Below are 13,351 nucleotides of genomic sequence, written 5' to 3'. Positions count from 1 at the left end.
TACAACATATCATAATCATGAGATTAATTTCATTACTTGGTTTGGTAATCTCGGTATTACTATCCACTCAATATACATATGGACAAATTAAAAATGCAAAGACAGCCACAGTAAAGATCTTCGGAAACACTACGGCTGTTAAAAAGATAATTGAAAAAGTTGGCAGCGATGGACACACTGCGATCGTTGACTGGGATCCGACATCCAAACTAGCATCTATTACTTATGATCCTTCAAAAACAAGTGCTGATGAAGTTCTTAAGCGTATAGCATTGGCAGGCTTCGACAATGAAAAGTTCCTGGCTCCAGATGATGTCTATGCGCAATTGGCTAAAGCTGAGCAATATGAACGCGTGCTAAAACCAGCATCAAAAAATCGAGCTGAACAGCAGGTCGATCATAATAAGCACAATCAGGGCGGCCAAACAGCAAATAATGCTTCCCGTGTTCACCCTTCGAAGATAACAGAACCTGAAAAAGAGAAGACAGCGTTTGGCCAGTTGGCAAACCATTATTTGGGGCTAAAAGATGCTTTGGTGAAGACCGACGCACAGGGAGCTGCAGTCAAAGCCACCGCGTTGAAGGAAGCGATCAAAGCAGTCGATATGAATAAGCTTACGCATGCTGAACATACGGTTTGGATGAAGGTGATGAATAGCTTAGCATCTGATGCATCGGGCATCGCCCAAAATAAAGATGTGGCTAAGCAACGCGTGACTTTTGCTTCTCTTTCAAACGCTTTTTATGAACTTCTCAAGGTGAGTAAATTGGATGGACCTATTTATTATCAGCATTGTCCCATGTATGATAATGGCAAGGGTGCGCATTGGCTCAGTAAAGAGAACGCGATAAAAAATCCTTTCTATGGGGCGCAAATGATCGGTTGTGGAAGCACGGTAGAAACGTTAAACTAATCGCCTCCCTATGGATTATTTTCATATTGGTTGGCTTGAAGAATGGCAACTGTACGTGGTGTAGGACTTCGCAGTGATACAAAAGTCTGGATAAACTATTTAATATTGATTTTGTTGATAAGTTTGTCAGTTACACCACTGATCACGGGGCATCCGGGTGTGAGGTTGGTCTATCAGTATGGGGTAGGACCTATGGGTAACAGAATACTAATTAAGTAAATGAATTAAGATGAGTAAAAAGAGTAATATATTAACCGTTGTTTTACTATTGATGGCGCAATTGACGGTGCTGGCCCAGAAAGTGGTTCGTCACGACCTTTATGTACGGGATACAATCGTCAATTATGCCGGCAAATCAAAACGGGCAATCGCTGTAAATGGACAGATTCCGATGCCTACCCTGACTTTTACAGAAGGGGATACGGCAGAGATTATTGTTCACAATGAGTTAAAAGAGAGTACTTCGCTACACTGGCATGGTGTTTTTTTGCCGAACAAAGAAGACGGCGTACCGCATTTGACGCAGGAACCGATAAAACCAAATTCAACTTACACCTATCGTTTTCCGATAATCCAGCACGGTACACATTGGTATCACTCGCATTCAGGCCTGCAGGAACAGATCGGTATGTATGGTAGCCTGATTCTCAACAAGCGTGCTGATGATAAGACTTTCCGAAAAGGAATTGATGATTTACCCACGATTCCCGTCATATTGAGTGAATGGACAAATTACAATCCAGACAATATACAGCGGATGCTGCATACAGCAAACGATTGGGCAGCGATAAAAAAAGGTTCAACACAATCGTACGTTGAAGCTATTAAAGCAGGAAAGTTTAAGACGAAAGTCACGAATGAATGGAAACGTCAGCTTGCGATGGATGTCAGTGACGTTTATTATGATAAGGTGTTGATGAACGGGGCTCATTCCACGGATTTGAATTCGGTGAATGGTAAAGCATTGAAAGCAGGAGATAGAGTACGTTTACGAATTTCCAATGGTGGTGCTTCGTCTTATTTTTGGCTGCGCTACGCAGGTGGTAAAATTACCGTTGTTGCAAATGATGGGAATGATGTGGTACCAGTGGAGGTCGATCGATTAATGATCGCAGTATCGGAGACTTATGATGTCGTTGTAACAATCCCAAATGAAGCTACAGCTTATGAATTTATGGCAACCACGGAAGATCGCACACAATCTACAAGCTATTTTATCGGTAATGGTATCAAACAGTTGATCTCCCCACTTCCCCGCCTTAAATATTTTGAAGGAATGAAGATGATGAACGACATGATGAAGATGAATGGCGATCTCAATGATATGGGCATGAAGATGAGTCTGAATCAGATGGATATGAATGTGGTGATGTATCCCGAAATTACAGGCGATGGAAAGAAAAAAGAAGATCACAATAAACATAGCGGTATGGATCATGGACAAATGAACATGGACGAAGATCCCAATCGTTATAATGCCAATGCATTAGGTAATATTGTCACGCTGAACTATGCGATGCTAGAGTCTCCTCAGGCGACTGAATTCCAAAAAGAAGCCCCCATACGAGATCTCAAATTTACGCTTACCGGAAATATGAGCCGTTATGTATGGAGCATGGACAACAAAATTCTCTCTGAGACGGATAAGATACCTGTAAAAAAGGGTGAGGTATTGCGCATTACCCTCTATAACAATTCAATGATGCGTCATCCCATACATCTGCATGGCTTTGACTTTCGCCTGCTGAATGGAAAAGGAGCTAATGCGCCGCTGAAAAATGTGGTTGATGTTATGCCTATGGAGACCGATACGATCGAATTTTTAGCCAATGAAGAGGGGGACTGGTTTTTTCATTGCCACATTTTGTACCATATGATGGCTGGTATGAATCGAGTTTTTGCTGTTGGGGATTACCAAAACCCCTATCTTCCGAACAAAACCAAAGCCTATAAACAACTGCAAATGGAAAGTAATATGACGCATTTCATGGCGCAAAATGATTTTGCGACAAATGGAAATGATGGGCAGGCAATGTTTCAGAATGCACGTTGGCAGCTTGGCTCGGAATGGCGATTGGGCTATAATGATATGCACGGTTATGAGGTGGAAACCCATTTAGGCCGATTCTTCGGGAAGATGCAATGGTTTATGCCTTTTGTAGGCTTTGATTATCGTTACCGTCGTATGGGGGAGGATGAACATGAAACAAATATTTTCGGACAGGCAAATAAAAAAGATAGCCGCAAAGCGCTAAGTTTAGGTTTTATGTATACTTTGCCCATGCTAGTTAACGTTCAGGCAGAGGTTTATCACGATGGCATTATACGACTGCAACTGATGCGTGAAGATATTCCGATCTCCAGAAGGATCCGTGGTGATTTTATGGTCAATTCAGATCGTGAATATATGATGGGGCTAAACTATGTCATTACCAAAAATATGGCCTTTAGAACGCATTATGATAGTGATATGGGGTTTGGTGTAGGCTTGTCGTTAAATTATTAAGGGGTAGATCAGCATAGGCGAAATCGCTAGTATGGAAACAGAATAGCTGATTTTTAAAAGAGAAAATAAAAAATGCCAGAAATCAGAAATCTCTGGCATTTAATCATAGTGTGAATTTTATGACGACAAAAGTTTTAATGCTTAAATCATCCATTTAAATAGGCTGGCTCCCCAAGAGAAACCTGCGCCAAAGGCGGTTAACATGACTAAGTCACCTGTATTTAATTTTTTAATATTTTGCCAAATACATAATGGAATTGTGGCAGCAATCGTATTTCCTAGGTATTCTATATTACTTAGAGCTCTGCCTTCTGGTATATTAAGGCTACGTCCAACAGCATCGATGATCCGCTGATTGGCCTGATGTGGAATTAACCAGCTGATATCTTCAATCTGTAGGTTGTTGCGTTGCAATACCGTAGTACAGGCATCGCTCATAGACTGTACAGCATGTCTGAATACAGTTTTACCATCTTGTTTCAGAAATCTGTTGTCATTTACAGGAAGATTACTGTCGATGGGATACAAAGAACCACCAGCCTCTATTTTTAAAAATTCTTTTCCCGCGCCGTTACTGCAAAGATAAGCGTCCATAATACCCCCTTCTAATGAAGGCTCCAGCCAGATAACGCCAGCACCATCCCCAAAAAGAATATTGGTTGATCGGTCTTTTAAATCTACATATGTACTGATATTATCGGCTCCGACAACAAGTACGTTTTTGTAACGTCCTGTCTCCACCAAAGCAGCAGCCATATCCAGGGCATATAGAAATCCAGAGCAAGCTGCGTTGACATCAAAAGCCCAGACATTAGTAAGCCCTAATTTTTCTAAAATAATATTGGCTGTTGCCGGCATCGGCATATCGGGTGTAGAAGTCGCTACAATGAGCGCATCTACATCTTTCAGTTTTTTATGATATTGTTCCGCCAGATTCTGTATCGCTTTTACAGCCATATCTGATGTGGCAAGATTCTCTTCTAAAATTCTTCGTTCCTTAATACCTGTACGTTTGATAATCCATTCATCGGATGTATCGCAAAACTGTTCTAAATCTGTATTTGATCTCTTATTCGGTGGAATATATCCGCCAATACCGGTTATTGCGGCATATGGCCTGCTGGGTATTCTCTCCGTCATAAATTAATGTACTCCATTCTCTCTTATTGTATCGCTATCCAATTGGAATAGCTCTGTGCGTTTTTGCACTGTAAAACTACGGTTAATTTGTGCGATTGATAAGTGAAAAAAATGATTTTTGACAAAATAATTACCTTTTACCAACACTTTTAACTGTTTTTTACGTATTGCCTATACTAATCTTCTAAACGGTTTTAATGAAGCGAAATTAAATATTGAATGTGTTTGTGTTTTCAGAATTTTAATCTAATGACGTTCGTCCAAAATGGAAAATGGTCTAACCAAACGACTAATTGAAATTGATTAGGATTGAAGCTTTGACTGTTCCAACACTTCGGCCAGAATCGTGATTCCTTCTTTAATCAGTTCCTCCGATAAAGAGCCATAGCCGAGTCGTATTCCACCAAATGTACGTTCTTTAGTGTAATTTTCGGGATGCGGTATATGTACTGATTTTTCCTTTAGTTTTTGGAATAACAACGCCCAGTCGATTTGGTGTTTAAGGGATAGCCATATGGCCAATCCTCCTTTAGGGGATGTATAGTCCACATGATCCGGTAGAAATTTATCCAATTGGGCGACCATAAAATCACGCTTCTTTTTGTACAGCTGTGTTGCTTTTCGGATATGTCTACGGATGGTTCCATCCTGAATGAGCTCCAGCACTGCTTGCTCCATGATGTTGTCTCCCTGAATATCGATGATGGATCGGAGTTCGGTAATTTGCTGGAGCAGATATTCGTTTCTTGTTGCAAGATAACCGATACGGAGTGCTGGCGCAACCACTTTGCTCAACGTGCCGATGTAAACATTATTGATCAGTTCAGGCTGTGAGGCGAGCGGGTAATAGGGGGCTTGTTCAAAATGAAATTCGTAATCGTAATCATCTTCGATGATTATAAAGTTATATTTGTTGGATAGATCAACTAATTGAGCACGGCGTTCTTTGCTTAATGTTACGGTGGTTGGATATTGTCTATGTGGGGTAAGGTACAAAGCCTTGATGGGATTCTTTTTCAATAGATGTGGTAGCAGCTCCTCAACCTTAAGCCCATTTTCATCTACCGGGATAGGAATTAATTTTGCTCCAGCTTTTTCAAAGATCTTCCAGGCCGAATGATATCCTGGAGATTCCACAAAAATATAGTCATTGTGCTGTAACAAGCATTGGGCAACAAGATACATGGCCATTTGGCTACCCCGACTGATACAGATATGATCTTCATTGATGCGCATGTTACGCTCGATGTTAAGCATGTTTGCGATTTCCTGCCGAAAATCAATATGGCCCCTCGGATCAGCATAACCCATCATTTTCCAGCGTGCACTGCGTTTAAATAGTTGACGATAAGCTCTTCCAAGCTGCTCTACCGGCGCAATTTTACTGTCTGGATTACCGTCATCGAAGATGATGCGCTGGGGAGCCTGATGATCTGACCATGCTATCTTTTGTTCCGTATATAGGTTGGAGCCATAAGGTAATTGTGCTGCAACAAATATACCTCTACGCGGTTGACTAAGTAACCAGCCTTCGCTGACTAGCAACTGTATGGCCTCAATTACTGTATTCCGGTTCACTTTTAGCTGGGCTGCAAGTGATCGACTGCTCGGTAAGGCCGTTCCTTTCGGCAGCCTGCCTGATTGTATGGCTGCGGCAACATTATCTGCTATTTGGATGTAAATTGCTTTTGCAGAAGATCTGTCAATGTCTATTGTTAAATTCCAAGGTCTAAGCATGGGGCTTTCATATCGGGTAATTATCCAAAGATACGATTGTTCAGCAGGATTAAAATATGCTGGATGTCGCGCGCGAGATCAGCGCTAAGCTATTGTTTTTAAGATGAGTTATTTGCTTTGTTGTCCGCGTCGGCTGGACTAGTAGTAAATAACCTTTTTGGACTAGTACTTAAAGTATATTTAAGCTGATTTTTGAGTTTTATTAATACGAATTGATTCATGAAACCATTTCCAGTTTTTGAGAAAGTTGATATTGCAATCGAACGCGCTTTAGGTTGCTTTGTGTATGATGACCAGCAGCAGTCCTATTTGGATCTATATGGCGGGCATGCAGTTATTTCTGTTGGGCATAGTCATCCCCATGTTATCGCACAGGTTTTACAACAGATCAATAAGATTGGATTTTATTCAAATGCGGTTAAGAATGACTTGCAGGACCGTTTTGCTCAACGCCTAGGCTTAGCTTGTGGTTATCCGACCTATGCTGTCTTTTTTAGTAATTCTGGTGCTGAGGCAAACGAAAATGCGCTGAAGTTGGCTTCATTCCATACGGGGAGGAGGAAAGTCTTAGCAATGTCCAATGCGTTTCATGGAAGGACCTCAGCGGCAGTTTCGGCAACGGATATTCGATCTATCCGTGCGCCGCTAAATGAAAGTGAACAGTTTGTTTTCACGCCCTTCAATGATATCTCCAGTTTGAAAAAACAATTGGAAACAGAAGAATACTGCGCTGTAATTATTGAACCTATTCAAGGTGTTGGAGGAATCCATCAGGCAAGTCCTGATTTCTTGCAAGCAGTGAGATCAATTTGTACAGCAACGGGTACGTTGCTTATTTTGGATGAAATTCAATGTGGGTATGGACGTACAGGGCTTTTCTTTGCACATCAGCATGCCGGGATAGAAGCCGATCTGATTACTGTCGCCAAAGGAATTGCAAATGGACTTCCCATGGGAGCCACGATTATTTCTCCAAAGATAAAGCCTGTGATGGGACAATTAGGGACTACTTTTGGTGGCAGTCAGGTGGTGTGCGCGGCGGCTTTAGCAGTATTGGATGTTATCCATAACGAACAATTGATCGACAATGCGGCTGCTGTAGGTGAATTTTTGTTAACAGAATTGAGGACAATAGATGGCGTGAGTGAGGTGAGAGGCCGAGGCCTGATGATTGGCGTAGAATTTGAAAACGACATTAAACAACTGCGGGAAGAACTGCTGTTTTCTGAAAAGGTTTTTACGGGGTATGCCGGACGCTATACGCTCCGTTTGTTACCACCGTTGTGTTTCACCCGAAATGACGCAGAGACTTTTCTGAAGAGTCTGCGGAAGCTCGTGCACAAAGATAGATCATCCTACTAACGGTGCATTGATTGATTTTTCAAGAATTTTAGGGGGGCAATCCTTAAAATTGACTGTCGTGTTTTGATAAATGCCGTAAAAGAATTAATTTCAATTTATCTTTTCGATCAGTACTAGCTTATATTTAAATTCATGAAAACAAAAAAAACTTTGCCTACAGCGGGTTTAGTGAGCATTAAAGAGGGTAAATTACTATTGGCATATAGCAACAATAGAAAGGCGTGGTATCTGCCAGGCGGCAAAATTGATGCTGGAGAGGAAGCTTTGCAGTCTCTCCGTCGGGAGATTTTGGAGGAGCTAAATATTAATCTGGATCCGGATAAAATCTCCTATTATTGCCATGTAACAGCTTCGGCATACGGGCTTGTGCCGGAGGTTATCATGGAACAGGAATGTTTTCTATATCCATTAACAGAGCCGATTGAACCCAGTAATGAGATTGGGGCCGTCCGTTATTTTTCACACCAGGAATACCTGGAGGAATCTGTCCAGGTTATTGGTGTTTTGCATGTGTTTGACAAGCTAAAGGCTGATGGATTGATTTAAAATAGCCATTCGTGTTTATATCCCATAACCTTCATTGAGACAGCTGATCCCTTTTGTATCTTTTAAACGGACAATTTTCTGGTTTTGGGTATCTATCCGCCATGCTGTGATGATGGTATTGAAATATTCTTTGTCTTCATCAACATGACTAATGGCTATAATTTCTGTATTTGGTTTATCACCTTGTTTGCAGTTACATAAGCTAAGTTGTTGGTCGGGTTTAAGTTTTTGAATATTGATGGTGTCCAAAATCATGTATTTTACTTTACCTTTACCTGCTTTTTCATCGGGTAACACTTCCTCTAGAATACAGATGCCATTTTTTGCATTTGTAAAGTAGCCGGCAGCAAAGCGGTGGTCTCCCTGCGGATGCTTGTCAGTTTCGACGATTGCACCAGTTGAATACTTGTAGGATTTTAATTCGGCAATCTCATTGATCTCTCTGAATACCCTGCCATATAAAGGATTTCGCTGATCATTCGGACTGTTGAAACTGTACCAACAGCAGATCGATAGCACTGCCAATGAAATGATTAGTGTATGTCTCATGGTGTCAAATCATTAATTACGCTATTAAGATAATAATTCTCTTTGTTATTTTAATGCATGTTTTAATTAAAACCCTATTTTGGTCGACTAAATTTACAAAAAGTAATTAGCGTTTTTTTTAATTCTTTGCGGCCTGTATTTTGGAAGAGCAGTGGGAATCGATCGGCATTAATGGATACATGGCTTTGTTAAAGTCTTTCTTGTGAGGTAGTTTGCATACGCTTTAAAATTTTTCATGTATTTTTGTGCCGTGAAATTTCGATTTAAAAATGGCGAGCAGAAAAATAGTATTATCCTGATTGTCTGTTTGTTGTTGCTGCTGCTGGTAGGGGGAGGACTGCTCGGTATTATCCATCATAAAGTTGATCGTCTTAAGAAAAGAATATTGATTGATTTTGCTGATGAGAATATGTTGCTTGTCAAGAAACAACTAGAATTGTTGCAGCAAGATCTGTACCTTTCTGAGAAAAAGATATTGGAACAACCCGTTTTCGATCCAAAAGAAAGTGGGGATTCCTTATTGGTCATTATCCCTGTAGGTCAGGTTGAAGATGTGGGCAACAGGATGCTAACATTGTTACGTACCCGGACAATACATCATCGGCTGTATCATATTTACATGGATATTGAACGGCTGAATGCTTATTTTTCAAAACTCAACTTTGGAAGGCGCGCTTACTTTGAGATCTATGACGACCGCGGTATCTGTGTGTATTCTCCAGATAATAGGAGGTGGGGACGAAGAAATACTGCAGCATTTTCAAAACAAGGTCAAATTGTCCAGTCTGATTTTCTTCAGCTGGACGTAATGGTCAATTCTTATCCTTCTAACATTCTTTTTGTTGGTGGTGAAATTAAGGTGTATGTTCTGTTGTTGAGCATCGAAGAGGAAATCCAGGAATTGTTGACTTATAGTATCTTGCTCGGTGTGGGGCTGATGCTGGTCGCTATGGCATTAATCTACTTCAATGTTGTGGAGCGGCGTAAAATTCAACAATTGAAATTGCTGGCCTTGGAACAGGAAAATGAATATACGCAGATGCGTCTTGTGCAATTGAGACAACAGATCAATCCACATTTTTTATTCAATACATTTGGTTCACTTCAGTACTTAATCGGAAAAGACGATGAACTGGCCAAGTCTTTTATTGGCAAGATGACTAAAGTATATCGGAAGATGCTGCGTACAGACGAGGCGGAATGGTCTACGCTACGAGAGGAACTGGAATTGGGTATAGCTTATTTCTTCTTGCAGCAGGTGCGTTTTGGGGCGGCATTAAATGATATGGACATTCAAATTTCAAATGAATTATTGGAAAAAAAGATTCCCCGTTTGGGTTTGCAAATGCTTATTGAGAATGCGATAAAGCATACTCGTATTTCTAAAGAGAATCCGCTTACTATTCGGTTAATCTACATTCCGGAAAGCAACTTGCTGGAAATTAGCAACAACTGGCAGCCTCGGCAGGGGGCAGAGCCGGAAGGAGAGGGGTACGGTCTCAAATATTTATCATCGATCTATACTTATTATACAATGTCTGGTTTTCAGTTCGGAATAGAGGGGGGGCAATTTATTGTACGATTACCACTCGCATAATACCTTATATGCGTAATGAAATTGAAGGTGTCGAACGTGTTCATGTTTTTATCGTGCGTGTTCATACCGCTAAACTACGTGTTCATCCCTTTATGTATTATTCTCTACAATATTTTTAACAAATTTGGATCTTAATCCAGTGGTTTTAGTTTGTGATCAGCCTAATCTTATCCGATAAAATGTCAAGGCCTTTATAGCGTGCAATTTAGGATTGACTTCATGGAATAGATGCAATTACTTTCTGCTATAACTTATCCTCAGCTGATACAAGCTTTGGTTAAACAATGGATATTCGGTTGATATTACATCGCCACCAGTGAAAAACAAATAGCGTGCCACGAGCTCATTTATGCCTTTGAAAGCGAGCTTAAAAATAATTATTTGATGAAAAACACTTATACAAAGCTAGCCATAGGTCTTTTATTTTCAACGGGTCTAATGCAATCTTGTGCCATATTGCAAACAGTTGGTTTAAGAAAAAAAGAGACGGTTATTGCTGCCAAGGATTCGACTGACAGAAAAGACTCTACAGCGGCATACGACAAATTGTTGAAAGATGCACATGTGGATAGTGGGATGTTTACGGTAATCCGTAAGGAAAATAACTACTACTTTGAGATTCCATTGAAAAAGATGGGCCAAGATATTCTATTGATTCAGAAGTTATCTTCTGTTCCATTGGCGCTGAATGAGGCCGGCGTAAATAAAGGGATGAATTATGAAAATAAGGTCATTCGTTTTACCCATCGTAAGGAGAAAAAAGAAGTTTGGGTTTCGGAGATTAAACCACAGGTCGAAGTACCCAAGGGTGATGCGATTGCGGCTTCAGTTTATGATAATTACCGTCCTTCTTATATCGAATCCTTTAAAGTCGAGAGCTACTCCAAAGACTCCAGTGCTGTAGTAATAAAAGTAAACAAGGTTTTTGATGGTTCAGAAAAGAGCTTTACGGATGTGTTTACCTCTTTGGGCTTGGGTACTTCGCCTAAGACCAGTATTTCTACGATCGAAGATATCAAATCATATTCAAATAATATCGTTGTGAAATCGGTATTGTCCACCAAGGTGACCGAAGGGAATGAATCGGTGCCAGTTTCTCTAGAGATAACGAGCAATCTGTATGAGCTTCCAGAAACACCTATGGTTGCGCGATTTGCCGATCCAAGAGTTGGATTCTTCACTTCACCACGTTGGTATTTTAACGATAAACAACAAGAACTGGATAAGAAAAATCTGGTCAATCGCTGGCGATTGGAACCGAACGATGAAGACAAAGAGCGCTATTTGAAGGGGGAGCTTGTAGAACCAAAGAAGCCGATTGTTTTTTATTTGGATTCGGCGACACCAAAACAATGGCGTCAGGCAATCATTGATGGCGTACACGATTGGCAGGTCGCATTTGAAGCTGCTGGTTTCAAAAATGCAATTCTGGCCAAACAACAGCCCGACAGTGTCAAATTTGATCCGGACGACGCTAACGTTTCTTCTATCGTTTATGCAGCATCTGCACAGGCAAATGCGATGGGGCCGTCCGTCGTTGACCCACGCTCGGGGGAGATATTGGAAGCTGATGTGATCTGGTGGCATAACGTTATGACTATTCTGAACAGCTGGATGCGTATACAGACAGGCATCGTCGATACATCAGTACGTGCTAATGTTTTTTCCGATCAGAAAATGGCACATGCCATTCGTTTTGTATCATCCCATGAAATTGGCCATACTTTGGGGCTTATGCATAATATGGGGGCATCGGCAAGTTTCCCCGTAGACTCATTACGTAGTAAAAGCTTTACCGCAAAAATGGGGGGAACAGCACCTTCTATCATGGATTATGCGCGTTTCAATTATGTAGCGCAACCTGAGGATGGTGTAGAACAGATTACCCCGGTGATCGGCGCATACGACAAGTATGCGATTGGCTGGGCCTACCGCTGGTACGGTAAAACACAGCCTTGGGATGAAATACCTTTGTTGAGAAAGGAAATTGATAGCCATGTACACGATCCGATCTATCATTATGGTGAGCAACAGGATTCCAAAAATATCGTTGATCCGCGGGCTCAATCGGAAGATCTTGGTGATGACGCCATGAAAGCTGGTGAATATGGTATGCTGAATCTGCGTCGTATGATGCCAAATATAATCAATTGGACCACTAAGATAGGCGATGATTACTACCGTGCTGGTAAATTATATATGGGAGTTGTCGGTCAATGGTACGCGTATGCGGACCATGTCTTAAATAACATCGGGGGTATCTATCTAGAAAATGCCGTTTTGGGCGATCAAAAAGATGCGTATAGTCCAGTGCCGAAAGAAAAACAGGTGCGTGCTTTGGAATACCTCAAGAAAAATGTCTTTTACATGCCCGAGTGGTTGTTCGTGCCGGCGCTGATGGCAAAAACTTTTCCGTTGAGAGATTCGCCGATAGGACCATTTGAGTACGCTCCTTATAACTTACAACGTGAATTTCAATACGCTATGTTGTATAAACTTGTGAACGATGAGCGTCTACTGCGTATGGTTGAGATGGAAAATCTTTTTGGAAGTCAAAAAGCATGGAGTGCACCTGAGTTTCTGACTTCTGTACGTCAGACAATTTTTGCTAAAACCATCAGTGGACAACCGTTGGATCTTAAAACACGGATGCTTCAACAAAACTATGTGGATGTGCTGATGGTCTCTACAAACAAATCCATGGAGAAGTTAAACGCGAAGAAACTGGCAGGCATTGAGCAACTGGTTGAAGCGACACGACCTGCTCTATGTTTGCATTCACAAGATGCATCCTCTTCACCAGTTGCACTTCGGAATGTCCATGTCACCGGTATGATGCGCACGTCCGATATGCTGACCTACAAACGCGCTGAACTATATGAGATCTACCAGTTGCTGAAACAAAAGCAGCGGACTGGTGATGCCATAACAAAATCGCATTACATGGATCTTTTACTACGTATTGCAAATACCTTAGAATTAAACTAATATATTAACATC

Annotated in this window: 9 protein-coding genes; 6 read left to right on the top strand and 3 right to left on the bottom strand. The window is 41.1% G+C overall.

The genetic code is table 11. From position 1 onward, the window contains the following. Positions 1 to 17: 17 nt before the first annotated feature. Together J2X77_RS09715 and J2X77_RS09710 are read left to right on the top strand one after the other, a co-directional pair. Positions 18 to 914, top strand: a complete 897-nt coding sequence (locus J2X77_RS09715) for a DUF3347 domain-containing protein (protein WP_293939739.1) — start codon at positions 18 to 20, stop codon at positions 912 to 914. Between the two features lie 229 nt (positions 915 to 1,143). Beyond that, the gene (locus J2X77_RS09710) at positions 1,144 to 3,420 is read left to right on the top strand and encodes a multicopper oxidase family protein (RefSeq protein WP_209576749.1); all 2,277 of its coding nucleotides are present in this window, start codon (positions 1,144 to 1,146) and stop codon (positions 3,418 to 3,420) included. Between the two features lie 141 nt (positions 3,421 to 3,561). On the opposite strand, the gene J2X77_RS09705 is transcribed toward J2X77_RS09710, so the two are convergent. Together J2X77_RS09705 and J2X77_RS09700 are read right to left on the bottom strand one after the other, a co-directional pair. After that, complete coding sequence (locus J2X77_RS09705; protein WP_209576747.1) at positions 3,562 to 4,560, bottom strand: beta-ketoacyl-ACP synthase III; 999 nt, start codon at positions 4,558 to 4,560, stop codon at positions 3,562 to 3,564. Positions 4,561 to 4,863: 303 nt separating this feature from the next. After that, complete coding sequence (locus J2X77_RS09700; protein ID WP_209576745.1) at positions 4,864 to 6,297, bottom strand: PLP-dependent aminotransferase family protein; 1,434 nt, start codon at positions 6,295 to 6,297, stop codon at positions 4,864 to 4,866. A 219-nt stretch (positions 6,298 to 6,516) separates the two neighbouring features. On the opposite strand from J2X77_RS09700, the gene J2X77_RS09695 reads away from it, so the two are divergent. Further along, the gene (locus J2X77_RS09695) at positions 6,517 to 7,659 is read left to right on the top strand and encodes an aspartate aminotransferase family protein (RefSeq protein WP_209576743.1); all 1,143 of its coding nucleotides are present in this window, start codon (positions 6,517 to 6,519) and stop codon (positions 7,657 to 7,659) included. 132 nt (positions 7,660 to 7,791) lie between these two features. Next, on the top strand, positions 7,792 to 8,205 hold the full coding sequence (locus tag J2X77_RS09690; protein ID WP_209576741.1) for an NUDIX domain-containing protein: 414 nt from the start codon (positions 7,792 to 7,794) through the stop codon (positions 8,203 to 8,205). A 15-nt stretch (positions 8,206 to 8,220) separates the two neighbouring features. Here the strand turns inward: J2X77_RS09690 and J2X77_RS09685 are convergent, their stop codons facing one another. Next, positions 8,221 to 8,754, bottom strand: a complete 534-nt coding sequence (locus J2X77_RS09685) for a hypothetical protein (protein WP_209576739.1) — start codon at positions 8,752 to 8,754, stop codon at positions 8,221 to 8,223. A gap of 250 nt (positions 8,755 to 9,004) precedes the next feature. Between J2X77_RS09685 and J2X77_RS09680 the strand changes: the two genes are divergently transcribed. Further along, positions 9,005 to 10,351, top strand: a complete 1,347-nt coding sequence (locus J2X77_RS09680) for a sensor histidine kinase (protein WP_209576737.1) — start codon at positions 9,005 to 9,007, stop codon at positions 10,349 to 10,351. 384 nt (positions 10,352 to 10,735) lie between these two features. Next, entirely contained in the window at positions 10,736 to 13,339 is a 2,604-nt protein-coding gene (locus tag J2X77_RS09675) for a zinc-dependent metalloprotease (protein WP_310080510.1), read from the top strand. The last annotated feature ends 12 nt before the right edge of the window (positions 13,340 to 13,351 follow it).

Origin of the sequence: Sphingobacterium sp. 2149, assembly GCF_031455655.1 — a bacterium.
Classification (GTDB): Bacteria; Bacteroidota; Bacteroidia; order Sphingobacteriales; family Sphingobacteriaceae; genus Sphingobacterium.
Note: the sequence above shows the minus strand (reverse complement) of the source record. Positions and strands in the feature narration are given on the sequence as shown.